This is a genomic window from Herbaspirillum seropedicae, from assembly GCF_001040945.1.
In the GTDB taxonomy this organism is placed as follows: domain Bacteria; phylum Pseudomonadota; class Gammaproteobacteria; order Burkholderiales; family Burkholderiaceae_D; genus Herbaspirillum; species Herbaspirillum seropedicae.
The window spans coordinates 2,320,980-2,345,821 of record NZ_CP011930.1; the positions used below are offsets into that span (position 1 = coordinate 2,320,980).

Below are 24,842 nucleotides of genomic sequence, written 5' to 3' on the forward strand. Positions count from 1 at the left end.
AAAGACATCATTCCAGCCAGTCGAGCTGCTTGGACAGCGACTCGCCCAGGCGCTTCCAGCGCGTCGCGGTGGTGGCGTCGATCTGGTTGGTGCGGGTTTCGACCTGGCAGCCGCCGCGATCGAGCAGGGCGTCTTCCTCGATCTTCCAGCCTTGCTGGGTCAGTTCTTCGCCCAGGTGCTTGCGCACCAGGGCGGCGTCTTCGGGATGCAGCCTCAGGCTGGCCGGCAGCTGCAGCACGGGCAGGGCCTGGATGGCCGCGCTCACGGTGGGCAGCACCAGCTCAGGCCGCGCCTTGAGCGCGGTCTTGAGCATGGACTTGGCCAGGTCCAGCGCCAGGTCCAGCAGCTCGGGGGCCATCTTTTCACTGCATTGCGAGACTTCGGTGCTGAAATTGACGGCAATCTGGCGGAAGTGCTGGATGACTTCGTTGATTTCCTGCTGACCCTGCTGCAGCCCAGCCATGTAGCCTTCCGAACGGCCTGCCTGCAGGCCGTGTTCGCGGCCTTCGGCAAAGCCTTCCTGGCGGGCGGCCTCGCGGATGGCGTCGAGTTGCTCGGCCGTCAGTTGCGGCACCGGTGGCGGTTCTTCGAGGAATTCTTCCTCTTCCGGCAGCGGTTCCGGCTCCGGTTCGGGCTCGTCGTGGAAGGACGCCAGCTCCCAGCGCTGGTAGGGCGTCATTTCTTCCTTGGGAATGATCTTTGCACGCATGGCTTCTTTGACTCCTCAGGCCGGCATGCCGACAGCAGACTGCATCAGGCGCATCAGATGAACGCGTCCTCGCCCTTGGCGCCCAGCACGATCTGGCCTTCGTCGGCCAGGCGGCGCACGATCTGCAGGATGGCTTTCTGCTGCGCATCCACTTCGGACAGTCGCACCGGTCCCTTGGACTCCAGGTCTTCCTTCATCATCTCGGCCGCACGCTGCGACATGTTGGCGAAGATCTTGTCGCGCAGGCCTTGCGAGGCGCCCTTCAGGGCCACGATCAGCGACTCGGACTGGACTTCGCGCAGCAGCAGCTGGATGCCGCGGCCGTCGATATCGATGATGTTCTCGAAGACGAACATCTCGTCCATGATCTTCTGCGCCATGTCCTCGTCGTAGGAGCGCAGGTTGTTCATGACCGAGGTCTCGTTCTCGCCGGACATGAAGTTCAGGATCTCGGCTGCGGTACGGATACCGCCCATCTGTTGCTTCTTCAGGCTTTCGTTGCCGGTCAGCAGCTTGGTCAGCACATCATTGAGTTCACGCAACGCGGCCGGCTGCACACCGTCCAGGGTTGCAATACGAAGGATGACGTCGTTGCGCAAACGTTCCGTGAAATTGTTGATGATGCCGCAGGCATGGTCGCGCTCCAGGTGCACCAGGATGGTGGCAATGATCTGCGGGTGCTCGTTGCGGATGAGTTCGGCCACCGACTGCGCGTCCATCCACTTGAGGCTTTCGATGCCGGAAGCATCGCGCCCGCCCAGGATGCGGTTGAGCAGGGAAGTGGCCTTGTCGTCGCCCAGCGCCTTGGTCAGGACGCTGCGGATGTATTCGTCCGAATCCAGACCCAGCGAAGAAGCCTGGCCGGTCTCGGCGACGAAGGCTTCCAGCACTTCATTGATTTCTTCGAAGCTCACGTTGCGCAGGGCCGACATGGCCGCACCCAGCTTCTGGACCTCTTTCGGGCCCAGGTATTTCATCACTTCGGCGGCCTCATCCTCGCCCAGGGCGAGCATGAGGATGGCACCTTTCTGAACGCCGTCGTTACTCATTGTTCACCCATGACTTGATGATGCTTGCCACCAGTTTCGGATCATTCTTGGCCCACTGCTTGGCGGTTTCGAGGTTGGCCTTGTACTGGGCGCGTTCGTCGACTTCGGATTCGCCGGAGAGGTTGACGATGGCGTCCGGATCGTCCGGATCGAAGCCGGCGGCAACTGCTGCGGCAGCGGCGGCGGCTTCGGCCTCGGCCTTTTCCTTGGCCAGGCGTTCGCGTTCTTCGCGGCCGGACAGCTTCCAGACGATAGGGCGCAGGACGCGGAAGTACAGGAACAGCAGGACAGCGGCCACCAGCACGTACTTGCCGATCTCCTTGGCCAGGTCGATCATGCCAGGCTGCTTCCACAGCGGCACTTCCGGCTCCATGTCGGTGCTGAACTGGGTATTGACCACGTTGAGCGAGTCGCCGCGATCCTTGTTGTAACCCATCGCTTCCTTGACCAGGTCGGTGATCTGGTTGCGCTCGGCCTCGGTCAGCGGACGCATCACGATCTTGCCGGTATTGTCCATGGTGCGCTTGTAGTTCACCACCACGGCCACCGTCAGGCGACGCACGCCGCCCATCGGTTGCTGGGTATAGCGCACGGTCTTGTCGACCTCGTAGTTGATGGTCTCGTCCTTGCGCGAGTTGCCCGTGGCAGTCGGGGTCGGCAGGGCGCCATTGGGGGTGGCCGCGCCAGTCTGGTTGGCCGCACCGTTGGCCACTGCCGGATTGACGATGGGCGCCGTCGCCGGAGCCGGAGGCTGGTTCGACAGCGCGCCCGGCACACCCGAGGTGCCGTTGGAGGCGCTGTTGGCTTCGCTGCTCTGCTTGCTGCGAACGGCGGCGCTATCCTTGGTCTGGTTGGGCTTGTAGGCTTCCGACGCCTGCTCAGAACGGGAGAAATCGACGTCCGCCGTGGCTTCGGCGCGCACATTGCCGTTGCCGACGATGGGCGCGATGATGGATTCGACGCGCTTGACGATGTCCTGCTGCATGTCCTGGACATACTTCAGCTGGGTCGGATCGAGCGTATTCGGTTGGGCTTGCTTGGTGGTGTCGGAGAGCAGGTTGCCGTTCTGGTCAACGATGGTGACCGCCTTGGGCGAGAGTTCCGGCACGCTGCTGGCCACCAGGTGGACAATTGCGCTGACCTGCTGCGGGTCGAGGTAGCGGCCCGGATACAGGCTCAGGACGACCGAGGCGGTCGGCTTCTGCTGGTCGCGCACGAACACCGAAGCCTTGGGCAAGGCCAGGTGGACGCGGGCGGTCTGGACGGACGCCAGGGAGCCCACGGAGCGCGCCAGCTCGCCTTCCAGGGCGCGCTGGAAATTGACCTGTTCCAGGAACTGGGAAATGCCCAGCTTCTGGTTCTCCATCAGCTCGAAGCCGACGTTGCCGCCCTTGGGCAGGCCCTGCGCCGCCAGTTTCAGGCGGGCGTCATGCACCATGTTCTCGGGCACCAGGATGGCCGTGCCGCCATCGGAATACTTGTAGGGCACGTTCATCTGCTGCAGCGACGCCACGATGGCGCCGCCGTCGCGGTCATTGAAATTGGAGAAGAGGACGCGGTACTCGACCTTCTGGCTCCACAGCCAGATGCCGGCCATCACCGCCAGGGTGGCGGCGGCGGCGATGATGAGCAGGATGCGCTTGCCCTGCGGCGAGCGGGCGTAACCCATCATGCCGTTCTGGGCAGGCTGAGATCCGGGCATGGCCTCGTTAGTGCCGAGCTCGCCCGTATTGTTGGTGTCGCCGGTCATTGTGCCATCGGCTGCTACCGCCATGATTTCCCCTCTGGCGACCCCTTGATTGCCAGCTTGATAAAGACTTGGTCCACTGCTTACCTTTGTGAGGTTTTTTGCTCAGTGTGGATTGTCCGTTCGTGGCGGGAATTTGATCGCCCGAACAGAATGGCAAATTCCCCGCTTATCGGTTCGATTTGTCAATGCAATGATGTTAATGTGCTCGTGTACAAGGCCGCAGTGCGTGTCAGCATGTGGCAGGAATGCAAAAGATCAAACCAAGAGGTGGGAAATGGCGATCGAAAGTGTGATTGATACCAGCAAGATCGAAGCGATGGTGGCCCAGCTGAAAGCTGCCGCTGCACGCGCCCAGGGCGTGTCGGAACCGGCCCAGATCGGCCTGAAGGTCGAGAAGGCCGCGCCGCGCGTGGACTTTTCGGAGGTGCTCAAGGGCGCCATCGACCAGGTCAATGATTCGCAGCAGAAGGCTTCCAAGATGTCGCAGGCTTTCGCCATGGGCGATGATAATGTGAACTTGTCCGATGTGATGATTGCGTCGCAGAAGGCCAGCATTTCCTTCCAGACCAGCATTCAGGTGCGCAACAAGCTGGTGTCGGCTTACCGTGACATCATGACGATGCAGGTGTGAGATATCGGCTGTTTCCCGGCGTCTGCAGGGCAGGCGCCGGGTGGCAGGGCAAAAAAACACCCCAGCAGCCGGTGGTCCGGTTGCTGGGGTGTTTTTTTGCGATCTCCGGTCTTGGCGGGCTTACATCATCCCCGAGGCCTTGGCGTTCTGCTCGCGTTCCAGCTTGGTGATGAAGCGCTGGATCGCGGCCAGGACGGTGCGCGGGATATCGATGAACTGGCAGCCGAAACGGTTGACGATCTTGCCATTGGTCATCTTGAATTCCTTGCAGTCACGTACCTGCAGCTTGACTGAGACCAGGGTGTTGTCGCCCAGCTCCAGTTGGCAGTCTTCATAGATCACGCCGGGCGTGGTGGAGAGCAGCTTCTTTTCATCGGTGATGCCCACGCCGCCGGCGCTGATGTTGTTGAGCATCGTGACCACGGTGACAAACGAGCCATCCGACTGGGTGATGCGGAAAGTACAGCGCAGCGGCTTGGCAATGGGCGTGGGGATGCGGAAGAACTCGCGTCGCTGCAGGCGCACCAGGCTTTCCGGGATGTCGACCTGCAGCGCAGGGCGGCCCTGGTATTCGATCTGGCGCGCACCCTCGACGGCGAAGGTGATGCGGATGCTGTTGTAGATCGCCTCGAAGTCGATCTGCTTGCTGGAGACGATGCTCTCATTGAGCATCGCACTGGGCGCGGCGTCCAGGGTGATCGCATCTTCATCTGCATCGACCTCCAGGATGGAGGTGATCACTGACTCGGAGCCGCCCTTGATCATCAGGCTCAGCAGCTGATTCTTTTCCATCATGCTGGTGAGCAGGGAAATGATCTCCCTCCGGGAGCGGACCCGGTAAGGACTGTCGTCGTCGATCTCGTCTTGGTTGGCCATCTGTGCGTCGATACGTCTGAATTCAGCGAGTGGGATCGCTTTCCCCTGGGGAATTATTGGAATAATTTAGTCCCGTATCATACATCACCGATGAATTTAATTGCATATTTTCAATACGATATAGCCAGGCTAGCAACTCGGCGACGGTGCGGTACAGGGCAGGGGGGATCTGCTGGTCCAGTTCCACCTGCATCAGCAGGGAAACGAGTTCCTTGGATTCGTGAACATAGACGCCGCTTTCGCGGGCGCGCGCGATGATGGCCTCGGCCACCAGGCCGCGGCCCTTGGCCACGACCTGGGGTGCTGCCTGACTGGCGTTATAGGCCAGCGCGACGGCATTCTGCAGGGGAATGTTAGGTTTCTCCATGGCTTTGCTTGACGATCAGGGAATCCAGCGACGTTCCGGCCGCTGCCATGGCGTCGGCAAAGAGGCTGCTGTTGCCGCGCAGGGCGGCGGCGGTGCTTTCATTGTCGGCCTTGACCTGGACGTGGATCTGCTGGCCGATCAGGCGGATCGACGCCGACACACCGCCCAGGTGCGCGAAGTCGAAGCGCACCACGCTGTGCCAACTGGGCGGCGCTTCATCGTCCGCCTGCGCGTTGGACTCTTGCTGGCCATGTTCCTGGCTGATTTCCCAGTCCATCTTCTGGCCCGGCCACACTTCGCCGTGCCACAGCACGCGTTGCTGCTCCAGTGCATTGAGCTGGAGGTTGATGATCTGGCCAAGCTGGTTCTGGGCTGGATCGTTCTGGCTCAGCAGATTGATTTCGCCGCCATGTTTGGCCGCCACCTGGGCCTGGGGTTCGCGTAGCAATTCCTCGGCCGGACGCTGGCCGGCGGCCCAGGCCGAGACATGGGATTCGTAGAACACGCCGCTGTAGGCGATGGCGTCCTTGAGCGCCCCGGCCATCTGCTCCGGCGGCAGTCCGGCGCGAGGCAGCAGCGGAGCGGGGGCGCTGACGTGGTCGGCCATGTCGCCCTGCTGGGAGGCGTGCAAGAGGCTGTCGATGAGTCTGGCTGCGTTGCTCAGGGTCGTGGTGGTGCTGGCGGGCGCGCCGGTCTGTCCCGGGCGTGCGCCCTTGGCCTGGGCATCGGCGGCGATGTCCTCGTTCTGGGCGATCTGGCCGGCGCCGGCGTCATCCCGGGTGACGAATTGCAGGGACTTGAGGTCTTTCTGCATGGCGCGCCCGGCATTGCTGAGGGCCACCGAGGCGCTTTCTTCGTCGGGACGGATGCTGCCTTCGTTGACCGAGAAGGTCGGGCGAGGATCCTTGGACACCAGGGTCAGCACCAGCGCATCACCGACCTTGGCATTGTTGGGCAGCACCATGCGCGCTGCCGTATTGGCGATGCGCACCAGGAAGGTGCCGTCACTGAAGTTGGAGAGGATGCGCCCTGACATCTGCTGGCCCACTGCAATCTGGGCCAGGCGGCTGAAGGCTTCCTGCCGGGTGTCGGCGACCGAGACGACGGCCGTGGCGGGTTCCACGGCGTTGACGGGATGGACGGCGCTGGCGATGTCGGCCCGCGGCAACATGGTCAACTACCCATGCCGTAGGTATTGAGCAGCTTCTGTTCGGTCTGGTTGCTTTGGATGAGGGCAGACAGCTTGCGCAATCCCGGTTCGGTCAGGTTGCGGATGTCGCGGTCGTCTTCCAGGATCTTCTTGATGATGTCGACCTTGCGGCTGCGCAGCTCATCGGACAGCGAGATGCTCTCCTCGCAATTGCGCAGGTTGCTGATGTGCTTGCCGCACTGGGTCTCCAGCGTGGCCAACAGTTCCCAGTCGGCAGCGCGGGCGGCTGCCAGCATTTCATCAGTCAATCGGGAGATCGACTCGTAGATGGCGATGACCTCGTCACCATTCATGTCAGTCAAGCCTTTGCGAAGCTGGGTTGGGAAAATGCAGCGGTCGGGGCAGGAGCAGCCTGCATCGAGGCCGGCTGGCCATTGGGGCCGATCTGTTCCCAGGCCGAGCGGATGTCTTCGAGCAGGCTGTGCACTTCATCCAGGATGGCGGGATTGTTGGTGGCGTTGGCCTCGAACAGGCGGCGGCTCATGTACTCGTACAGCGAATCCAGGTTGAGCGCCAGTTCACCGCCGACTTCCTTGTTCAGGCTGGCGCGCAGGCCGTTGTCCACGATCAGGATGGCCTTGGTGATCGATTCACCCTTGTCCTTGATGTTGCCTTCGGCCATGTACTTCTTGCCCAGCGCGATAGCCACCAGGGCGCCATCGAACAGCATGGTGATGAGCTTGTGCGGGCTGGCGGCGAGGACGCCGGTTTCCACCCCGATATTGGCGTAGGCGTTGGCCCCGCGTTTCATGGTTCCGAACATGACTTTCTCCTATGTTCGCGGATTCAGCTCAACCGCTGCTCTTGGCCAGGTTGGCCAGTTGCTGGGTCAGGTAGCTCTGGGTCGACTGCATGCTGGAGAGCGTGAGATTGAGCTGGTTGAACTGGTTGGTGTAGGCATCTTTCAGGTTGGACAAGCGGCTCTGCACCGCCGTCTGGCGGTCCTGATTGATCTTCAGGCTGGCTTGCAGGCCGCTGGTCTTGGTGGCGATGATGCCGTTGTCGCTGAGCAGACTGGTCATCAAGGTCTGCAACTTGGTGACAATACCATTTTTGGACGAAGTGGTGTTGGTCGGATCAGGGTCTGTACCAGCGAACAGATTGGCGATGCCAGCGAAATTGTTGGTCGCGGCCGTCGACAATTTGGTCGAATCCAGCGCCAGCGTGCCGTCCTTCTGGAACGAAATGCCGATGTCGGACAGGGTGTTGATGCCATTGCCGCCATCCACCGTGCTGAACAGCGTATTGCGCAGCTGGCTCATGATGGTCTGCACCGAGGACTCGCTGGCCAGCGGCGCCGAGGTGTTGGCCTGGCCCAGGGTGGTCGAAGGCGTCTGCGCGGTCATGCCGGCCACTGCCTTGGCCAGCGTGTTGTAGGCTGTCACAAAGGAGTTGGCCGCAGTGGTGATGCCCGAGGTGTCGTTGCTGATGTTGAGGGTGAAGTTGTCTGCCGAGGTGGTGACCTTGGACAGGTTCAGCGTCACGCCCGAAATCACGTTCTCGACCTTGTTGGTCGGGCTGGTCACGTTCACGCCGTCGATGGACAGCTTGGCGTCCTGCGCCTTGAGCAACTGGCCCATGCCGCTCATGCTCAGGCCGGCATAGTCGCTGGTGCCGGTCAGCGAGACGGCTGCAGTGGCGCTGGACCCGGTTGGCGTGAGCACCAGGTGGTCGTTGCTGCCGTCATTGGTGATGGAGGCGGTGACACCGGCGTTGGCGTTGTTGATAGCCAGCTTCACCTGGGTCAGGTCGATATTGCCGCTGCCGTTGGCCACGGGAGCGATATTGAAGCTGCTGTCGCCCACCTTCAGGGTCAGGTTGCCGGCACTGTAGGTCTGGCCGCTGGCGACATTGGGCGAAGTCACCGTGCCGCTGGGGTCCGAGTTGAAGACGGCGAAGTTCTCGGTGCCGGTGATCTTGATGGTGTTGGTCGAACCACTGTTCTTGGCGGTGACGACCAGGTGGTCATTGGTGCCGTCGCTGACGATGGTGGCATTGACGCCGGCATCGCTGCTGTTGATGGCGTCACGCACGCCGGCCAGGGTGTTGGTGGTCGGCTTGATGATGGTGGTGCTGCCGCTGCCGGTCTTGATGGCCAGCAGGCCGTTGTCGAAGGTGCTGCCCGGGGCGATGCTGGCCGAGCTCAGCTTCTCGGCCTGCGCCAGCTGGGACACCGCAACGGCGTAGTTGCCCGAGGCCGCCTTGGTGGCGTCGCGCGGGGCCTGCGTCTGCGTCATGGTGCTGGGCGTGGAGCTGGACGGATCGTAGAAGAAGCCGGACAGGCTGTTGTTGGCCGTGACCTTGATGGTATTGGCGGTGCCGCCGGTATTGGATTCCAGCACCAGGTGGTCGCCCGCGCCATCGGTGACGATGGAAGCCGTCGCGCCGGTCTTGCCGGCGTTGATGGCGTCACGCACGCCGGCCAGGGTGGAATTGGCCTGCAGGGTGACGAAGACGGGGGAATTGGTGCCGATCTTGATGGCGATGGAGTCGCCCGCATTGAAGGTGGTGCCGCTGCTGATGCCGGCAGACTGGATCTTTTGCGCCAGGATCTTGGTGGAGTCATCGCCGTTGATGTCGGCCGAGAACGGATCGGTGGTCAGGTTGCTGCCGGTGCCGGCGTTGCTGACCGAGCTTTTCTGGGCGCTGAAGCTGGCGGAGGTCATCGCCTTGATGGCCGACTGATAGGTCGACATGGCGCTCTTCAAGCTGCCGTAGGCCGAGATCAGCGTGTTGTAGCTGCTGGCCTGGGTGGTCAGGGGAGTGAGTTGCGACTGGCTTTCGGCCGAAATCAGCTGGCTGACCAGGGTGGCGACGTCGAGTGGGCCTGCTGAAGTGGAAATGGTGCCGGTGGATGTAGCCATGCTTCAACTCCTCAATCTTTGCTGGGGCACAGCGCCATGCGGGCGGCGGCGCGGTCAAGAGGAGAGTGGCTCTCAAGTACGGCGTCGGTGCAGGAGGGACGCTGTGCGGATGTCTAGGTGAATCCGTTATGAACTGGGGTAGTCGAATCCATCATGCGCAATGATGGTCCATTGGCGCATGACGTCATTCGAGCCACTGCAGTTCGTAGCAGACTCGAGGTATAACTCAAGCCTTGTGGTTGATCAGCAAGCCTTGCATCTTGTCGATCGATTTTGCGATGGCAATCGCTTCTTCGCTGGGGATCTGACGGATCACCGTGTCGGTGGCGGTGTCCATGACCTTGACGATGGTCTTGCCAGTGTCTTCATCTTTCGAGAAGTTCAGTGCTGCGGCATTGCTGGCGGCGAAATCATTGAGCTTGCTGACGGCGTCGTTGACTTCGCTATCGGTAGCGCGACGGGCGTCCGGAGCGGCTACTGGTGCGACGGTCGATACCACGGGGTCAGGCTTGGCTGCGGTCTTCGGCAGTGCGTAAGCGGTGCCGGAGTCAGCCGCGGATGCGATATTGAGTGGGGCAATCGACATGGTGCTACTCCCTTCCTTAAAGGAACGTGCGGAGAATATGGACTATCCCCCGCACGTCATCCTACCTAGCTATCAGGCTTATTTCAACAGCGAGAGGACCTGCTGCGGAGCCGAGTTCGCCTGCGACAGCATCGCGTTACCAGCTTGTTGCAGGATCTGCGCACGGGTCAGGTTCGCGGTTTCCTGCGCGTAGTCGGTATCCATGATACGGCTGCGCGACGAGGTGATGTTCTCGCTCGACACTTGCAGGTTGCTGATGACGGCGCTGAAGCGGTTCTGCACGGCACCGAACTCTGCACGCTTGGACGAGATCAGGCTGATGGCCTTGTCCAGGTTCTGGATCGCCTTCTGTGCATCGCTTTGAGCCGACGGGGCGGCAACAGCTTGGTCCAGAGCCAGCTTGGCGCTGTCAACGGTAGCTTGCAGGGTCACAGCCGAGGAAGCCAGGGCCGACGAGGACAGCGAGGAACCGGTAGCGAACAGGTTGTCCAGGGCAGCCTTGGCCGAGGTGTAGGTCGCTTGCGCGGTGCTCACGCCGGAGGTGTTGCCCAGACCGATCAGGCCCTTGGCGCTGGTGCCGATGACGTTGGCCATCGTGCCGTTGTTCGACAGGTCATCCAGGGTGATGGTGATCTGGTCGTTCAGCTTGTTGTCCGACACGTTGGCGCCGACCTGGAAGGACAGGGTCAGGGAAGCCGACACGTTGGCCGAATCAGAGCCGGTGCCAGCCGAAGCGCCTTGGCCGGTACCGGTGAACAGGTTCTGGCCGTTGAAGCTGGTGCCGTTCAGGACGCGGAACACTTCCTGGGACAGCTGGGTGTATTCGTCGTTGAGGGTCTTGCGGTCTTGTGCGCTGTTGGTGCCGTTGGCAGCCTGGACAGCCAGTTCACGCATACGTTGCAGGTTGTCGCCGACGGTCGACAGAGCGCCTTCAGCGGTTTGCGCCATCGAGATACCGTCGTTGGCGTTACGTTGTGCAACTGCCAGACCCTTGACCTGGGAGTTCATGCGGTCGGCGATGGCCAGGCCGGCGGCGTCGTCCTTGGCGCTGTTGACGCGCAGACCGGAGGACAGACGTTGAATCGAGGTGTTCAGGGACGATTGCGACGCATTCAGGTTCCGTTGCGTATTGAGCGACGGGATGTTGGTATTGATGACTGATGCCATGTTAATTCTCCTAAGATTTGAGACCGATGATCCGAGTTTCAGTGCTTAACTTTGGTCTTCTACCCATGAGCCCCAGGCGTTTCAACCTCTGTTGATTGCTTTATCGGGCAGTCTTGGAAAAAGTTTAGGGTTTTACGCAAAAAAATCTTTTTCAAGACTTTCCGAACTAAAACTGCGTGCTTTGAAACTCCAAGCAAATCCTTTTTCGACGGCAATCTGAAAAACTTTAGGAAAATATCTGTTGTGGTAAAGAAATTTCTCAGAAACGACAAGGCCGCCCTAGTGGGCGGCCTTTTTTGTGGTGTCAATCTGATAATTGTTGGAGGGAAACCTTCATCTTCCGGCTTTCTTCTGCTGCAGCGCGACCAGTTCCTGGCCCACCTTGGTCAGTACGGACTCCCAGTCGCTCAGTGCCGGTTGACGGAACAGCCGCATGCCCGGGTACCAGGGCGAGTCCTCGCGGTCCTGCAGCCAGCGCCAGTCCGGCACATGGGGCAGCAGTACCCAGGTGGGGTGTCCCAGGGCGCCGGCGAGGTGGACCACCGAGGTGTCCACGCTGACCACCAGGTCCAGGTTGGCGATGGCCGCGGCCGTGTCCGCGAAGTCTTGGCAGTCATCGCCCAGGTTGAAGATCGGCAGGCCCGGGGGCAGGGCCTTGAAGGCATCCAGGGGCTTGCCTTTCTGCAACGAGTAGAACTCGATATTGGGCAGTTGGAACAGAGTGGCGAACTTGTCCATGGCAATGGAGCGGTGGCGGTCGTTGCCGTGTTCCGGGTTGCCACCCCAGACCACACCCACGCGCAGCTTCTCGGGGGACTGGCTCAACTGCCGGATCTTCTCGCCCCAGCTGCTCTTGAGGATGGGATCGGCTGACAGGTAGCCGCCGGGCACGCTGGGGATGTCGTCCACGGTATCGGTGCCCATGGCGTAGGGTAGGCTCATGAGCACGTAGGCGCAGTCGCAGGGCGGCAGCGGATCGCTTTCGCGGACCAGCGTCACCTCTGGGGAATAGGACTGGAACAGGCGGTACAGCGGATTCTTGACGTGCAGCGCCACGCGTGCGCCCTGGTCCAGCACCATGCGCACGTAGCGCAGGAACTGGATGCTGTCGCCGAAACCTTGTTCGTGCATCAGCAGGATGTACTTGCCCGCCAGGGAGGACTTGCCGTCCCACTTCGGGATCAAGTCGAACAATTTATGGATCAGGCGGTAGACGTGCGAGCGTTCGCGCGTCACCAGGCGGCTCTCATGGCACTCCCAGCCTTCCTTGAGGTGACCCTGCAGCAGCAGGCTCAGGGCGATATTGTGCCTGGCTGTGGGATAGTTGGGGCGCAGTTCCAGTGCCTTGCGGAAGTTGCCGATGGCGTCTTCGAGGTCACCGTGATCGTGCTGGATGGCGCCGATGTTGTTGTAGGTGAGGGCGTGTTTGGAATCCACCTCCAGCGCCTTGTTGAACATGCGCATGGCATCGTCAAAACGGTCACTGGTGGAGAAATAGCTCGATCCCAGCTTGACGTAGGCATTGGGATCCTTGGGGGCGATTTCGATGACGCGCAACAGGTGTTCGTGGGCCTCGTCGATCCGGTTCAGCTTCAGGTAGGAATCGGCAATCTTGTTGTGCGCATAGGTATCCTGCGGATCGAGCAGGATGGCCGTCTTGTGGGACTCGATGGCTTCCTTGTACATCTCCATGGCATGGAAGGCCTCGCCCAGGGCGGTATGGGACGGCGCGAAACTGATCTGCAGTTCCAGCGACTTCAGGATCACAGCCACGGCTTCGTTGTAGCGTTTGCATTCGATCAGGGCGCGGCCGAGGTGGGAGAGGGGGCCGGGCGCATTGGGTTCGCGCTTGACGGCGTCCTCGAAGTAGGCGACCGAGGCTTCCGGGTCGTTCTTCTCGTGCAGCGCATTGGCCAGGCCTATGCGCGAGGCGCGGTGGTCCCGGTCGATGCGGATGGCGTGTTCGTAGAGGGCGATGGCTTCGTCGATGCGATCCTGGCTCAGCACCGTGCCGGCCAGGTTGCTCATGTATTCGGCGTTTTCCGGATCGGCTTCGATGGCCTTGCGCAGATAGGCTTCGGCGTCGGCGAACTTGCCTTCGTGCATGGCCACCAGTCCGCGCGCATGATTGGCGAACACCAGCGTGGGATTGCGCGACAGGACCGCCATGCATAACGCCTTGGCTTCGTCGGTCTTGCGGCTATCCAGCAGGTCAAGCGCCTTGCGCACGTCGAGCAGGTCTTGCAGGGGATGCTTGGGCGGCGGGGTGGCCGGCTTGCCGTGCTTGTTGCTGTTCTTGCGCGTCGACATCGAAGGGGGTCCTTGTGGTTGGGTGCTGTAGTTGCACCGGATATAGCTTTCCAGCAGGGATGATATGCGCGCCGAAGTCCAGGCGAAGAGGAAAACAGAAAGCAAAAAACCTTCGTTTTAGACGAAGGTTTTGCATGAACGGGTGCTTCCGGGCCGCAGTGCAGAGCTTTCTGCGGCGCGGTGGCGGCCCCTGGCGCCTAGTTCCAGCTGCGCATGAGCCCTACGGCCAGGCCTTCCAGGGCGAACTGTTCTTCGTTGGGCTTGACGATGATGGGTTTGAAGTCGGGATTTTCGGGGAAGAGGGTGATCACCGAGCCGGTCTTCTGGTAGCGCTTGACCGTGACTTCGTCAGCCAGCCGGGCCACGACGATCTGGCCATTGCGGGCCTGGTCGGTCTTGCGCACGGCCAGCAGGTCGCCATCGAGGATGCCGGCGTCGCGCATGGACATGCCGCGTACCTTGAGCAGATAGTCCGGCTTGCCGGAGAACATGGCTGGGTCGACCTGGTAGGTCTTTTCCACGTGTTCCTGTGCCAGGATGGGGGAGCCTGCGGCCACGCGCCCGATCAGCGGCAGGCTCAGTTGCATCAGGGCCGGGTGGGGCAGCGCCATCTGGCGGCTGGCAGCCTGGCCGCCCGGTTCGCGCAGGCGGATGCCGCGCGAGGTGCCGGGCGAGATCTCGATGGCGCCCTTGCGCGCCAGGGCCTGCAGGTGCTCTTCGGCAGCATTGGCAGAGCGAAAGCCCAGCTCTGCGGCAATCTCGGCGCGCGTGGGAGGGAAGCCGGTGTTCTCGATGGCGTTCTTGATCAGGTTCAGGATTTGTTCCTGGCGCGCGGTCAGTTTGAGCATGGAAGGGCCTTTCTCTCGGGGAAGGCTGTGTGGATGAACAGTCTGTATTTTTATACAGGTGCAATCCTTGTGTCAACGGCAACATGCATTTCCAGCGGTCGAAAAAGCGGCTTTTGCGGTTTTTCTTCACTTATGTTCACTTATGGATAGATGGGCAGCTGGCCCTCTATATATAGAGGGGTTGAAAATGGTGAGGGGATCGCTCTCTTCCTGCGCCCAGCGCCTTCCTGCGTCTTCTTGTCCTTCAATGAAGGTGATTTGTCTCTGCCAGGCGTCGGTCGGACCTGCCGATGATTGCTGTTCTATCCAAAAGCTTGTATGATCTTGGGTTTTCCTCTTCCCACACCCGTCTTGACGCCGGGGTGGGCGTCTTCAATAAGTCCATAAGGAGTCTACATGCGTCATTATGAAATCGTATTTATCGTCCACCCGGACCAAAGCGAGCAAGTGCCGGCGATGATCGAGCGTTACAAGGGCATCGTCACCACCCGCGGCGGCAAGGTCCACCGTGTCGAAGATTGGGGTCGTCGTCAACTGGCCTACCAGATCCAGAAGCTGGCCAAGGCTCACTACGTCTGCCTGAACATCGAAGTCGACAGCGAAACGCTGGCTGAAATCGAAACCGGCTTCAAGTTCAACGACGCCGTCCTGCGCCACCTGACCGTCAAGATGAAGAAGGCCGAAACCGGTCCTTCCCCCATCCTGAAGGCAGTGCAGAAGGAAGACGCGGCCAAGAGCCGTACCGAAGCTCCGGCAGCTTAAGCGCTGCGAACATCGCGGAGAGTGAACCAGTTTCAAGTCATCGCCAGCCTGGCCGAACGTGATGTCCTACGTTATACGCCGGCCGGTATACCGATTGTCACTGCCAGGTTGCAGCATCAGTCGGAACAGGTGGAAGCTGGCATGAAGCGTCAGGTCGAATTCGAGATCGCGGCGCTGGCAGCGGGGGAAATCTCGGGTGCGCTCAACAGGGCGGCACTGGGTGAAATCTTCCGGTTCACCGGCTTTCTGGCCCGCAGGAATCGCAACAGCAAGAGCGTCGTGTTTCATATCGTTGATTTTGGCCCGGTCGCGCCGGATTGAGCGGCGCAAGGTAGCCAAACAGACCTTACCCAATTTTTAGATACAGGAGCCAACCATGGCATTCGGTAAAAAGTTCGATAAAAGCAAGCTGAAAAACAAGCGTCAACAGCAAAACCCGCTGTTCAAGCGCAAGAAATTCTGCCGTTTCACCGCCGCTGGCGTTGAACAGGTCGATTACAAGGACGTGGACACCCTGAAGGACTTCGTCCAGGAAAACGGCAAGATCATGCCGGCACGCCTGACCGGTACCAAGGCCCACTACCAGCGTCAAGTTGACACCGCCATCAAGCGCGCGCGTTACCTGGCCCTGCTGCCGTACACCGATCTGCACAACGCGTAATCTGCGCCGAGAAATAGGAGAAAAACATGCAAGTCATTCTGTTGGAAAAAATCGTGAATCTCGGCGGTCTGGGTGATGTCGTGCGCGTCAAGGACGGTTTCGCACGCAACTTCCTGATCCCGCAACGCAAGGCCCGCCGCGCTACCGATGCAGCCATCGCTGAATTCGAAGCCAAGCGCGCTGAACTGGAAAAGGCTGCTGCCGAGAAGCTGGCCGCTGCCCAAGCCCAAGGCGAAAAGCTGGCCGGCGCTACCGTTGAAGTTTCGCAGAAGGCCGGCGTTGACGGTCGTCTGTTCGGTTCGGTGACCAACTTCGACATCGCTGAAGCCCTGGGCAAGAAGGGCTTCGCCGTGGAAAAGGCGCAAGTGCGTCTGCCCAACGGCCCGCTGAAGATCGTTGGCGAACACCCCGTGTCGGTGGCTCTGCACACCGACGTGGTGGTCGATGTCACCATCGCAGTCAAGGGCGAGCAAGCGTAATACGCCTGTTTGCTGCAATTCGTTTTGCAATAGAAAAGCCGGGTTCGCCTGGCTTTTTTATTGTCAGTTTGATCAAGATATCCCGCTTCTGGCGGCCGCATTGGCCGGGGCGGCGGATGTCTTGATGTTGCATTCGTTCGCACGCAGCATCGGGGTGTGCAAAAACGTCCGCCCTGACCAACGGCTTCACATCAGCAGGTTATAATGCGCGCCATGAAAGAATCGTCCCGCGGCAATCCAGAATTTTTCCGTGGCCAGAAGGAGTCCTCCGATCCCCAGATCGACGCGCTCCGCGTGCCGCCACACTCCATCGAGGCCGAGCAGTCGGTGCTGGGCGGCCTGCTGCTGGATAACGCGGCCTGGGACCGCATCGCCGACTTCGTCAGCGCCGAGGACTTCTACCGCTACGATCACCGCATCATCTTCGAGCACATCGTCAAGCTCATCAACAGCACCAAGCCGGCTGACGTCATCACCGTCTACGAGGCCATGTCCACCAGCGGCAAGGCCGAAGAGGTGGGCGGCCTGGTGTACCTGAACGCGCTGGCGCAAAATACGCCTTCAGCGGCCAACATCCGCCGCTATGCCGAGATCGTCCGTGATCGCGGCATCCTGCGCAAGCTCATCACGGTGGCCGACGAAATCTCCGGCAATGCCTTCAATCCGCAGGGCAAGGATGTGAAGTCCATGCTGGATGAGGCCGAATCCAAGATCTTCGCCATTGCTGAAGAAGGTTCGCGCGGCTCGCAGGGCTTCATGGAAATCCAGCCGCTGTTGACGCAAGTGGTCGAGCGCATCGATGAGCTCTACAACCGCGACAGCTCCAGCGATATCACCGGTGTGCCCACCGGCTTCATGGACCTGGACAAGATGACTTCCGGCCTGCAGCCAGGCGACCTGATCATCGTGGCCGGTCGTCCCTCCATGGGCAAGACCGCGTTCTCGATCAACATTGGCGAACACGTCGCCATCGAATCGGGCCTGCCTGTAGCGGTGTTTTCGATGGAAATGGGCGGCGCCCAGCTGGCCATGCGTATGCTGGGCTCGGTCGGCCGCCTGGACCAGCACCGCCTGCGTACCGGTCGCCTGCTCGATGAGGACTGGCCGCGCCTGACGCACGCCATCCAGAAGATGAACGATGCCCAGTTCTACATCGACGAAACGCCGGCCCTGTCGCCCATCGAATTGCGCGCACGCTCGCGCCGCCTGGCCCGCCAATGCGGCAAGCTGGGCCTGATCATCATCGACTACCTGCAGCTGATGTCGGGCAACGGCGGCAGCTCTTCCGAAAACCGCGCCTCTGAAATCTCGGAAATCTCGCGGAGCTTGAAGGGCCTGGCCAAGGAGCTCAATTGCCCGGTCATTGCCCTGTCGCAGCTGAACCGCTCGCTGGAACAACGCCCCAACAAGCGCCCCGTGATGTCCGACTTGCGCGAATCGGGCGCCATCGAGCAGGATGCTGACGTTATTTTGTTCATCTACCGTGATGAAGTTTACAATCCTGACTCTCCCGACAAGGGGACGGCGGAAATCATCATCGGCAAGCAGCGTAATGGTCCGATTGGCAGCATTCGCCTCTCGTTTCTGGGGATGTATACCAAGTACGACAACTACATCGGTAATCTGGCGCAACCCTACGGCGGCGACTGATCGATTTCCGGCGGCGCGGCAGATGCGCGCCGTCGAACAAGGATCACGGGAGGCTTGTCGCCGCCCGTGTCATGCAAGACGGAGGGCTCCCGAGGCCCTCCGTGCAGTACCGGCAGGGCGGGGATTCCGGCTTTTAAGGGGCCATACCGCAGGCCGGTTCGAGACGGCGCCCGAGACGGGCGCTAACCATTGATGAGAGAGAAAAATGTTTGGACGATTGATGCCGACGGAAGGCAAATTCTTTGACCTTTTCAATCAGCATGCAGAGCTGGCGGTCAAGTGTGCGAAAGAGATGGTAGCGCTGATGACCAATTTCGATGACCTCGAAATCCGTGTGCATGCCATTGAAGCCGTCGAGAAAGAAGCCGACAAGGTCACGCACAATGCCATCGAACTGCTGCACAAGACCTTCATCACCCCGCTGGACCGCGACGACATCCACCAGTTGATCACCCGCATGGATGACATCCTGGACCTGCTCGAAGACGCCGCCCAGACCATCTCCCTCTACGACATCAAGGCCATCACCCCCGAAGCCAAGCGCCTGGCCGAGCTGTGCCTGTCCTGTGCGGAGAAGGTGCAATCGGCAGTGGGTCTGCTGTCGAACATGGACAATTCGCGCCAGATCCTGGCCATCTGCCAGGAGATCGACCGCCTGGAGTCCGACGCCGACCATGTCATGCGCGCGGCCATGTCCAAGCTGTTCCGCGATGAACCGGATGTGCGCACGCTCATCAAGCTCAAGGCCATCTACGAAATCCTGGAAACCGTCACCGACCGCTGCGAAGACGTAGCCAACATCATCGAAGGCATCATCGTCGAAAACGCCTGATCCCCCGGCGTAGCGGCGATTCCTCAGGGGGACGCCGCTGGCTTCACACAACGGTTTCCCCATGCAAACAATCCAAATCAGCTTACATATCCTCGCGTTGTTGATCGTCCTGGCGCTGCTGTTCGACTTCATGAACGGCTTCCACGACGCCGCCAATGCAATCGCCACCGTGGTCTCCACGGGCGTGCTGCGCCCGCAGACGGCCGTGGCCATGGCCGCCTTCTTCAACCTGGCCGCCGTGTTCGTCTTCCACCAGCTGCACGTGGCGGCCTCGGTCGGCAAGGGCACCATCGAGCCGGCCATCGTTGACCAGTACGTCATCTTCGGGGCCCTGATCGGCGCCATTTTCTGGAACCTGGTGACCTGGTACTACGGTATCCCGTCCTCGTCCTCGCACGCGCTCATCGGCGGCCTGGTCGGCTCGGCTGTGGCCAAGGCCGGCACTGGCGCGCTGATCTCGGCGGGCCTGTTGAAGACGATCCTCTTCATCGTGCTCTCGCCCTTGCTGGGCCTGGTGTTCGGCTCCTTGATGATGCTCGTGGTGTCATGGATATTCTTCCGCTCCACGCCGCGCAAGATCGATGGCTGGTTCCGCCGCCTGCAACTGCTGTCGGCCTCCATGTACAGCCTGGGTCACGGCGGCAATGACGCGCAGAAGACCATCGGCATCATCTGGATGCTGCTGATCGCCTCCGGCTATTCCTCGCCGGAAGCGCCGCCGATGTGGGTGATCATTTCCTGCTACTGCGCCATCAGCCTGGGCACGCTCTTTGGCGGCTGGCGCATCGTCAAGACCATGGGCCAGAAGATCACCAAGTTGAAGCCGGTCGGCGGATTCTGCGCCGAAACCGGTGGTGCGATCACCTTGTTCATCGCCACCGCCCTGGGTATCCCGGTCTCGACCACCCACACCATCACCGGCGCCATCGTCGGCGTGGGCGCGGCGCAGAAGATGTCGGCCGTACGCTGGGGCGTGGCCAGCAACATCGTCTGGGCCTGGATCTTCACCATCCCGGCCTCGGCCTTCGTGGCGGCGATCGCCTGGTGGATCGGCGTGCACGTGCTGTAAGCCAGCCGTTGCAGCCGCTGCGTGTGCAGCGGTCGCCCAAAAGCAAAAAGCCACGTTTTCACGTGGCTTTTTGCTTTGCTGCTCAAGAAAACTACATCTACGTCCTTACAGCACGTCGCTGGCGTGATCCGCCAGGCGCGAGCGTTCGCCGCGCGCCAGGGTGACATGCCCGCTGTGCGCCCAGCCCTTGAAGCGGTCGACCACATAGGTCAGGCCGCTGGAGCCTTCGGTCAGGTAGGGCGTGTCGATCTGGGCGATGTTGCCCAGACAGACGATCTTGGTGCCAGGACCGGCGCGCGTGACCAGGGTCTTCATCTGCTTGGGCGTCAAGTTCTGGGCCTCGTCGATGATCAAGAACTTGTTCACGAAGGTACGGCCACGCATGAAGTTGAGCGACTTGATCTTGATGCGCGAACGGATCAGGTCCTGGGTCGCTGCGCGGCCCCATTCCCCCGCATCACCATCGGACTTGTTGAGCACTTCGAGGTTGTCATCGAAGGCGCCCATCCAGGGGCCCATCTTCTCTTCTTCGGTACCCGGCAGGAAACCGATGTCTTCGCCGACCGGCACCGTCACGCGGGTGACGATGATTTCGTTGTAGAGCTTGGTTTCCAGTACCTGGGCCAGGCCCGAGGCCAGCGCCAGCAGGGTCTTGCCGGTACCGGCCTGGCCCAGCAGGGTGACGAAGTCGCACTCCGGGTTCATCAGCAGGTTCAGGGCGAAGTTCTGCTCGCGGTTGCGCGCGGTGATGCCCCAGACACTGTTCTTGGCATGGCCGAAGTCGCGCAGGGTCTGCAGTACGGCGGTCTTGCCATTGATCTGGGTGACCTGGCCGTAGAAGGCCGGCTCGCCATTCTTGGGCTCGATGAAGACGAACTGGTTGACCAGCAGCGAAGGCACGTAGGGGCCGGTGACACGGTAGTAGGTATAGCTGCTGCCGTGGCGGCTTTCTTGCCAGGACTCCATGCCCTTGCCATGCTTGTTCCAGAAGTCATCCGGCAGTTGCTGGATGCCCGAATACAGCAGGTCGGTATCTTCCAGCACATGGTCGTTGAAGTAGTCTTCGGCGGGCAGGCCGATGGCGCGCGCCTTCAGGCGCATGTTGATGTCCTTGGACACCAGCACCACCGGACGCTCCGGATACTGCTGGTCCAGCGCGCGCACTACACCCAGGATCTGGTTGTCGGCCTTGCCCTCGGGCAGGCCTTCGGGCAGGGCGGCGTTCTGCAGCTTGGTCTGGAAGTACAGGCGGCCCTTGGCGTCCTTGTTGCCCAGCTTGGCCAGGGGGATGCCCAGGTCGATCGAATCCTCGGCCACGTCCGACACCAGCGCATCCAGCGAGCGCGAGATCTGGCGGGCGTTGCGGGCCACTTCGGACATGCCCTTCTTGTGGTTGTCCAGCTCTTCCAGCGTGACCATGGGCAGATAGATGTCATGCTCCTCGAAGCGGAACAGCGAGGTCGGATCATGCATCAGCACGTTGGTATCCAGCACGAAGAGCTTGGATTTGCCCAGCTTGTCGGCCACCCGGCTGGTGGGGGACTTGGGGCGGATTTCAGCGCTCTTGGGCGCGGTCTTGGGTTTTTCGGCGACCGTGGTGGTCTTGCCGGTGATGCGGGCGCGCGGTGCGGCGGCCTTGGCTTCCACGGCGGGGGCAACGGCGGCTACGGGTGAGGCAACGGCAGGTGCAGGTGTTGTTTCTACGAGAGTAATGTTCGGTTTGACAGGCTTGCTGCGATCGGCCTTGGGATAGTCCTCGGGAGACAGCATCGAAGCTGGTTTGCTCGGCATTTTGGGCAGGGGCATCAGGACCTCGGAAGTGGATGAAGAAAACTCCGCTTTGTCAGAGCGAACAGGTGAAGCAGAACTGCATACAGCAAAGGGAAGCAGGACAAAGCTGCGGGGCCGCGAAGTCTAATGAAACCCTTGCCCGGCGGTTGAAGGGAGGCAAAGGCGAGGGCTTGATTAGAGGGAGTGGCAAATCGAAAAGTAAAAAAGCCGTTTCGGCAGGCCTTGGGCCTTAACCTGAAACGGCTCCCAGCAAACGTTTTTCTGTTTGAATTCAATGGCTTGTATCGTTTGACCGCATTTTTGTTGAACGCGTCGGAAACGCTTGCCAGACGAATCCTCCGCGGCCTGGCCCCGCAGCTTCGTGGGCCGTTGCGATGGCGCCTGGGGCGTTTCGCAATAGGGTGAGGGTCAGGCCAGAGTTTGGATGAAGGCCAGCACCTCGTCGACGTGTGCAGGAACCTTCACTCCACGCCATTCTTTCACCACTTTGCCTGCGCCGTCAATCACAAACGTGCTGCGCTCCACGCCGCGCACCTGCTTGCCATACATGTTTTTCATCTTCATGACATCGAACATGGTGCACAGGGTTTCGTCGGGGTCCGAGATCAGCTCGAAGGGCATGCCCAGCTTGGCCTTGAAGTTCTCATGCGATTTCAGGCTGTCGCGGCTGACGCCAAAGATTTCCGTATTGGCCGCCTGGAACTGCGCGTGCAGGTCGCGGAACTGCATGCCCTCGGTGGTACAGCCCGGGGTGTTGTCCTTGGGATAGAAATACAGCACCAGGTTCTTGCCCTGGTAGTCGGCCAGCTGGAAAGTCTTGCCGCTGGTCATGGCGGCCGAGAAGTCTGGAACGGTCTTGTTGAGGAGGGATGGTCGGTCTGTCAAAGTGGCGCCCCGGTAGGTGATGTCGTATTGGATGAAGTCAGGTGGCCTTACATGGCCTGCAGGATCATGTCGCCGGAACGGCCGGGCAATTCGCCCCAACTGATGGGCAGGATGGGCAGGACGTCGTTCTGGATGCTCTGGTAGTAGTCGCCCATGGAGACCAGTTCATAGCCCTGGGCGCGCCAGCCCGCCAGCAGCCGCTCGAAGATGGGGGCGAGTTTCTGCCCTTCAAGTTCGGCATGCAGGGTAAAGACGTGGTCACGCGGCGTCTTGGTCAACTCCAGCAGCAGCTCTGCGGCATTGCCTGCATCGATGAGCTTGCCGCGGATGGTTCGGCCCAGGATCTCGTCGAGCGTGGGCAAGGTGGTGGGCAACTGGACGCAGGACAGGGGCTTGCCGAACACCGAGAGTCGATGCGGACCGGCGTCCTGGTCGGCCAGGCTGCCGTCTTCGCGCAATTGCGAGCGGCCATCGGAGGAGTAGGCGATGCCGAACTGGTCCAGCTGCACGAAGGCATGGTCATTCATCTGCCAGCCGGCTGCGCCGTGGGTGCGCGGGGCATGACCGAAGATGTCGTGATAGCGGCCATAGGCCTGCTGCATGGTCTCGGTGGTCCATTGGGCGTCAGCGGTGCGCACATTGTCTTGCCAGACCCGGTGGTCCCAGGTGTGGATGCCGCATTCGAAGCCGGCTGCATGGGCCTGGCGCATGAAATCGGCGCAGGTCTTGCCGATGTCGGGGGCCGGCAGCAGGGTGCCGTACATCAGTGTCTTGATGCCATAGTGTTCCACCACCGAGGTGCGCGAGACCTTGCTGAAGAAACCGGGACGGAAGATCTGCTTCAGGGCCCAGCCGGTATGGTCGGGGCCGAGCGAGAACAGGAAGGTGGCGCCGGCGCCGTGGCGGCGCAGCTGGCTGATCAGGTTAGGGACGCCCACGCGGGTGCCGCGGTAGGTGTCAGCGTCGATCTTGAGTGTGAGTTTGGGCAATTCGCTGGGCCGGATGAGGATGAGGGTGAGGGCGGTGGTCCGTCCTGTTGTAGGCAGGCCCGGACAACGTCCAGCCCTGCCGATAAGTTGCGAGACTAGCATCCTGCGTCGGATAGAACAATATGCAGCAACGCAGCATACAGCGTCAAACAGACGCCAGCGGCCCATCTGTTGCTTGACGAAACGACAATGCTGCGAGCGCAGCAGCAGGGCGGCGGTGACTGCAACAGCGGGCGGCGGAAAAACAAAACCGCGCCGAAAGCGCGGTTTTGCTGGCCGTTGAAGGACGGAAATCAGTCCATCAGGGCGCGCGCTTCGGCCACCTGGCTGCGGTAGGCGTCGAAGATGTTGCGCAGGGTATCGGCCATGGTGGTCGTGGGCGCCCAGTTCAGTTCTTCGCAGGTGTTGGTGATCTTGGGCACGCGATTCTGTACGTCCTGGTAGCCCTTGCCGTAGTAGGCGGCCGAGGTGGTCTCGACCAGCTTGACCTGCTTGGCGGTCTCGGCGTACTCCGGATACTCGGCGGCCAGTTTCAGCATCATGTCGGCCAGTTCCTTGATGGAGTAGTTGTTGACCGGGTTGCCGATGTTGTAGATCTTGCCGGAGGCCACGCCGCCTTCGTTGGCGATGATCTTCATCAGCGCATCGATACCGTCATCGATGTAGGTGAAGGCGCGCTTCTGCAGGCCGCCGTCGACCAGGGAGATGTTCTCGCCACGGACGATGTGACCGAAGAACTGGGTCACCACGCGGGAAGAGCCTTCCTTGGGGGTGTGGATCGAGTCCAGGCCGGCGCCGATCCAGTTGAACGGACGGAACAGGGTGAAGTTCAGGCCGGCTTCCATGCCGTAGCCCCAGATCACGCGGTCCATCAGCTGCTTGGCGCAGGAGTAGATCCAGCGCGGCTTGTTGATGGGGCCGCAGATCAGTTCGGATTCTTCCGGATCGAATTCCTCGTCATGGCACATGCCATAGACTTCCGAGGTCGAGGGGAAGACCAGGTGCTTCTTGTACTTGGCGGCCGAACGCACGATCGGCAGGTTGGCTTCGAAGTCCAGCTCGAACACGCGCAGCGGCGCGTTCACGTAGGTCGACGGGGTGGCGATGGCGACCAGGGGCAGGATCACGTCGCACTTCTTGACGTGGTATTCCACCCATTCCTGGTTGATGGTGATGTCGCCCTCGAAGAAGTGCATGCGCGACTTGTAGGCCTCGTTTTCCAGAATGTCGGTGATACGGTCGGTCATCATGTCCATGCCGTAGACGTGCCAGTCCGTGGTTTCCAGGATGCGCTTGGACAGGTGATGGCCGATGAAGCCGTTGACGCCGAGAATGAGGACTTTTTTCATAGTAGTGA

General features: G+C 61.0%; 25 protein-coding genes. 8 read left to right on the forward strand and 17 right to left on the reverse strand.

All coding sequences use genetic code 11. From position 1 onward, the window contains the following. Nucleotides 1-7: 7 nt before the first annotated feature. From fliH to fliF, 3 genes are read right to left on the reverse strand one after another with little or no spacing between them, the layout of a single operon-like run. The gene (gene fliH / locus ACP92_RS10265; RefSeq protein ID WP_013234043.1) at nucleotides 8-709 is read right to left on the reverse strand and encodes a flagellar assembly protein FliH; all 702 of its coding nucleotides are present in this window, start codon (nucleotides 707-709) and stop codon (nucleotides 8-10) included. 53 nt (nucleotides 710-762) lie between these two features. Beyond that, nucleotides 763-1,758 carry a flagellar motor switch protein FliG gene (gene fliG / locus ACP92_RS10270; RefSeq protein WP_006462657.1) on the reverse strand — a complete coding sequence of 332 codons (996 nt, stop codon included), beginning with the start codon at nucleotides 1,756-1,758 and terminating at the stop codon, nucleotides 763-765. After that, nucleotides 1,751-3,532: a flagellar basal-body MS-ring/collar protein FliF gene (gene fliF / locus ACP92_RS10275; protein ID WP_041310586.1), complete on the reverse strand. Its 1,782-nt coding sequence runs from the start codon at nucleotides 3,530-3,532 to the stop codon at nucleotides 1,751-1,753. The genes fliG and fliF overlap by 8 nt, the downstream gene beginning before the upstream one ends. A gap of 250 nt (nucleotides 3,533-3,782) precedes the next feature. Here fliF and fliE point away from each other — a divergent pair, with 250 nt between their 5' ends. After that, nucleotides 3,783-4,139, forward strand: a complete 357-nt coding sequence (gene fliE, locus ACP92_RS10280) for a flagellar hook-basal body complex protein FliE (RefSeq protein ID WP_013234046.1) — start codon at nucleotides 3,783-3,785, stop codon at nucleotides 4,137-4,139. Nucleotides 4,140-4,259: 120 nt separating this feature from the next. Here the strand turns inward: fliE and ACP92_RS10285 are convergent, their stop codons facing one another. The 10 genes from ACP92_RS10285 to lexA all read right to left on the reverse strand — a co-directional run bounded on the left by ACP92_RS10285 (nucleotide 4,260) and on the right by lexA (nucleotide 14,367). Further along, nucleotides 4,260-5,015, reverse strand: coding sequence for a flagellar brake protein (locus tag ACP92_RS10285; protein ID WP_013234047.1), 756 nt, complete (start codon nucleotides 5,013-5,015; stop codon nucleotides 4,260-4,262). A 22-nt stretch (nucleotides 5,016-5,037) separates the two neighbouring features. Then, nucleotides 5,038-5,382: an EscU/YscU/HrcU family type III secretion system export apparatus switch protein gene (locus tag ACP92_RS10290; RefSeq protein WP_013234048.1), complete on the reverse strand. Its 345-nt coding sequence runs from the start codon at nucleotides 5,380-5,382 to the stop codon at nucleotides 5,038-5,040. After that, on the reverse strand, nucleotides 5,369-6,553 hold the full coding sequence (fliK, locus tag ACP92_RS10295) for a flagellar hook-length control protein FliK (RefSeq protein ID WP_041310589.1): 1,185 nt from the start codon (nucleotides 6,551-6,553) through the stop codon (nucleotides 5,369-5,371). The genes ACP92_RS10290 and fliK overlap by 14 nt, the downstream gene beginning before the upstream one ends. A gap of 2 nt (nucleotides 6,554-6,555) precedes the next feature. Further along, nucleotides 6,556-6,885, reverse strand: a complete 330-nt coding sequence (locus tag ACP92_RS10300; protein ID WP_013234050.1) for a flagellar protein FliT — start codon at nucleotides 6,883-6,885, stop codon at nucleotides 6,556-6,558. Between the two features lie 5 nt (nucleotides 6,886-6,890). Next, on the reverse strand, nucleotides 6,891-7,355 hold the full coding sequence (fliS, locus tag ACP92_RS10305; protein WP_013234051.1) for a flagellar export chaperone FliS: 465 nt from the start codon (nucleotides 7,353-7,355) through the stop codon (nucleotides 6,891-6,893). Between the two features lie 28 nt (nucleotides 7,356-7,383). Further along, entirely contained in the window at nucleotides 7,384-9,456 is a 2,073-nt protein-coding gene (gene fliD / locus ACP92_RS10310) for a flagellar filament capping protein FliD (RefSeq protein WP_013234052.1), read from the reverse strand. A 226-nt stretch (nucleotides 9,457-9,682) separates the two neighbouring features. Continuing rightward, nucleotides 9,683-10,042, reverse strand: coding sequence for a flagellar protein FlaG (locus ACP92_RS10315; protein ID WP_013234054.1), 360 nt, complete (start codon nucleotides 10,040-10,042; stop codon nucleotides 9,683-9,685). A 78-nt stretch (nucleotides 10,043-10,120) separates the two neighbouring features. Then, nucleotides 10,121-11,209: a flagellin N-terminal helical domain-containing protein gene (locus ACP92_RS10320; protein ID WP_013234055.1), complete on the reverse strand. Its 1,089-nt coding sequence runs from the start codon at nucleotides 11,207-11,209 to the stop codon at nucleotides 10,121-10,123. 333 nt (nucleotides 11,210-11,542) lie between these two features. Further along, a complete protein-coding gene (locus ACP92_RS10325) occupies nucleotides 11,543-13,519 on the reverse strand; it encodes a tetratricopeptide repeat protein (RefSeq protein WP_013234057.1) in 1,977 nt (658 codons plus the stop codon). A 197-nt stretch (nucleotides 13,520-13,716) separates the two neighbouring features. Then, entirely contained in the window at nucleotides 13,717-14,367 is a 651-nt protein-coding gene (gene lexA / locus ACP92_RS10330) for a transcriptional repressor LexA (RefSeq protein ID WP_013234058.1), read from the reverse strand. A 396-nt stretch (nucleotides 14,368-14,763) separates the two neighbouring features. Between lexA and rpsF the strand changes: the two genes are divergently transcribed. The 7 genes from rpsF (at nucleotide 14,764) to ACP92_RS10365 (ending at nucleotide 19,820) form a co-directional block, all read left to right on the forward strand. Then, a complete protein-coding gene (rpsF, locus tag ACP92_RS10335; protein WP_006462645.1) occupies nucleotides 14,764-15,129 on the forward strand; it encodes a 30S ribosomal protein S6 in 366 nt (121 codons plus the stop codon). Nucleotides 15,130-15,150: 21 nt separating this feature from the next. Beyond that, a complete protein-coding gene (gene priB, locus ACP92_RS10340) occupies nucleotides 15,151-15,450 on the forward strand; it encodes a primosomal replication protein N (protein ID WP_013234059.1) in 300 nt (99 codons plus the stop codon). Between the two features lie 55 nt (nucleotides 15,451-15,505). Then, nucleotides 15,506-15,790 (forward strand): 30S ribosomal protein S18, encoded by a 285-nt coding sequence (gene rpsR / locus ACP92_RS10345; RefSeq protein WP_006462643.1) that lies wholly within the window; start codon nucleotides 15,506-15,508, stop codon nucleotides 15,788-15,790. A 26-nt stretch (nucleotides 15,791-15,816) separates the two neighbouring features. Further along, complete coding sequence (gene rplI, locus ACP92_RS10350; RefSeq protein ID WP_013234060.1) at nucleotides 15,817-16,269, forward strand: 50S ribosomal protein L9; 453 nt, start codon at nucleotides 15,817-15,819, stop codon at nucleotides 16,267-16,269. A gap of 204 nt (nucleotides 16,270-16,473) precedes the next feature. Next, nucleotides 16,474-17,919, forward strand: a complete 1,446-nt coding sequence (locus ACP92_RS10355; RefSeq protein ID WP_041310594.1) for a replicative DNA helicase — start codon at nucleotides 16,474-16,476, stop codon at nucleotides 17,917-17,919. 205 nt (nucleotides 17,920-18,124) lie between these two features. Next, complete coding sequence (locus tag ACP92_RS10360; protein WP_006462640.1) at nucleotides 18,125-18,751, forward strand: DUF47 domain-containing protein; 627 nt, start codon at nucleotides 18,125-18,127, stop codon at nucleotides 18,749-18,751. 61 nt (nucleotides 18,752-18,812) lie between these two features. Then, on the forward strand, nucleotides 18,813-19,820 hold the full coding sequence (locus tag ACP92_RS10365; RefSeq protein ID WP_013234063.1) for an inorganic phosphate transporter: 1,008 nt from the start codon (nucleotides 18,813-18,815) through the stop codon (nucleotides 19,818-19,820). 105 nt (nucleotides 19,821-19,925) lie between these two features. On the opposite strand, the gene ACP92_RS10370 is transcribed toward ACP92_RS10365, so the two are convergent. The 4 genes from ACP92_RS10370 to ACP92_RS10385 form a co-directional block, all read right to left on the reverse strand. Further along, the gene (locus ACP92_RS10370) at nucleotides 19,926-21,626 is read right to left on the reverse strand and encodes a PhoH family protein (protein ID WP_013234064.1); all 1,701 of its coding nucleotides are present in this window, start codon (nucleotides 21,624-21,626) and stop codon (nucleotides 19,926-19,928) included. Nucleotides 21,627-22,019: 393 nt separating this feature from the next. After that, nucleotides 22,020-22,496, reverse strand: coding sequence for a peroxiredoxin (locus tag ACP92_RS10375; RefSeq protein WP_013234065.1), 477 nt, complete (start codon nucleotides 22,494-22,496; stop codon nucleotides 22,020-22,022). 47 nt (nucleotides 22,497-22,543) lie between these two features. Then, nucleotides 22,544-23,485: a polysaccharide deacetylase family protein gene (locus ACP92_RS10380; protein ID WP_013234066.1), complete on the reverse strand. Its 942-nt coding sequence runs from the start codon at nucleotides 23,483-23,485 to the stop codon at nucleotides 22,544-22,546. A gap of 293 nt (nucleotides 23,486-23,778) precedes the next feature. Next, nucleotides 23,779-24,834: a bifunctional UDP-4-keto-pentose/UDP-xylose synthase gene (locus ACP92_RS10385; RefSeq protein WP_013234067.1), complete on the reverse strand. Its 1,056-nt coding sequence runs from the start codon at nucleotides 24,832-24,834 to the stop codon at nucleotides 23,779-23,781. Nucleotides 24,835-24,842 lie beyond the last annotated feature (8 nt).

What these genes read in the sequence shown, in the direction of transcription:
- ACP92_RS10355 (WP_041310594.1), top strand. Translation starts at nt 16,474, where the DNA reads ATGCGCGCCATGAAAGAATCGTCCCGCGGCAATCCAGAATTTTTCCGT.
- rpsR (WP_006462643.1), top strand. Translation starts at nt 15,506, where the DNA reads ATGGCATTCGGTAAAAAGTTCGATAAAAGCAAGCTGAAAAACAAGCGT.
- fliG (WP_006462657.1), bottom strand. Translation starts at nt 1,758, where the DNA reads ATGAGTAACGACGGCGTTCAGAAAGGTGCCATCCTCATGCTCGCCCTG.
- fliK (WP_041310589.1), bottom strand. Translation starts at nt 6,553, where the DNA reads ATGTTGCCGCGGGCCGACATCGCCAGCGCCGTCCATCCCGTCAACGCC.
- ACP92_RS10320 (WP_013234055.1), bottom strand. Translation starts at nt 11,209, where the DNA reads ATGGCATCAGTCATCAATACCAACATCCCGTCGCTCAATACGCAACGG.
- ACP92_RS10300 (WP_013234050.1), bottom strand. Translation starts at nt 6,885, where the DNA reads ATGAATGGTGACGAGGTCATCGCCATCTACGAGTCGATCTCCCGATTG.
- ACP92_RS10325 (WP_013234057.1), bottom strand. Translation starts at nt 13,519, where the DNA reads ATGTCGACGCGCAAGAACAGCAACAAGCACGGCAAGCCGGCCACCCCG.
- fliE (WP_013234046.1), top strand. Translation starts at nt 3,783, where the DNA reads ATGGCGATCGAAAGTGTGATTGATACCAGCAAGATCGAAGCGATGGTG.
- rpsF (WP_006462645.1), top strand. Translation starts at nt 14,764, where the DNA reads ATGCGTCATTATGAAATCGTATTTATCGTCCACCCGGACCAAAGCGAG.
- ACP92_RS10365 (WP_013234063.1), top strand. Translation starts at nt 18,813, where the DNA reads ATGCAAACAATCCAAATCAGCTTACATATCCTCGCGTTGTTGATCGTC.
- fliD (WP_013234052.1), bottom strand. Translation starts at nt 9,456, where the DNA reads ATGGCTACATCCACCGGCACCATTTCCACTTCAGCAGGCCCACTCGAC.
- fliS (WP_013234051.1), bottom strand. Translation starts at nt 7,355, where the DNA reads ATGTTCGGAACCATGAAACGCGGGGCCAACGCCTACGCCAATATCGGG.
- ACP92_RS10385 (WP_013234067.1), bottom strand. Translation starts at nt 24,834, where the DNA reads ATGAAAAAAGTCCTCATTCTCGGCGTCAACGGCTTCATCGGCCATCAC.
- ACP92_RS10360 (WP_006462640.1), top strand. Translation starts at nt 18,125, where the DNA reads ATGTTTGGACGATTGATGCCGACGGAAGGCAAATTCTTTGACCTTTTC.
- rplI (WP_013234060.1), top strand. Translation starts at nt 15,817, where the DNA reads ATGCAAGTCATTCTGTTGGAAAAAATCGTGAATCTCGGCGGTCTGGGT.
- ACP92_RS10290 (WP_013234048.1), bottom strand. Translation starts at nt 5,382, where the DNA reads ATGGAGAAACCTAACATTCCCCTGCAGAATGCCGTCGCGCTGGCCTAT.
- fliH (WP_013234043.1), bottom strand. Translation starts at nt 709, where the DNA reads ATGCGTGCAAAGATCATTCCCAAGGAAGAAATGACGCCCTACCAGCGC.
- lexA (WP_013234058.1), bottom strand. Translation starts at nt 14,367, where the DNA reads ATGCTCAAACTGACCGCGCGCCAGGAACAAATCCTGAACCTGATCAAG.
- ACP92_RS10315 (WP_013234054.1), bottom strand. Translation starts at nt 10,042, where the DNA reads ATGTCGATTGCCCCACTCAATATCGCATCCGCGGCTGACTCCGGCACC.
- ACP92_RS10285 (WP_013234047.1), bottom strand. Translation starts at nt 5,015, where the DNA reads ATGGCCAACCAAGACGAGATCGACGACGACAGTCCTTACCGGGTCCGC.
- fliF (WP_041310586.1), bottom strand. Translation starts at nt 3,532, where the DNA reads ATGGCGGTAGCAGCCGATGGCACAATGACCGGCGACACCAACAATACG.
- ACP92_RS10370 (WP_013234064.1), bottom strand. Translation starts at nt 21,626, where the DNA reads ATGCCCCTGCCCAAAATGCCGAGCAAACCAGCTTCGATGCTGTCTCCC.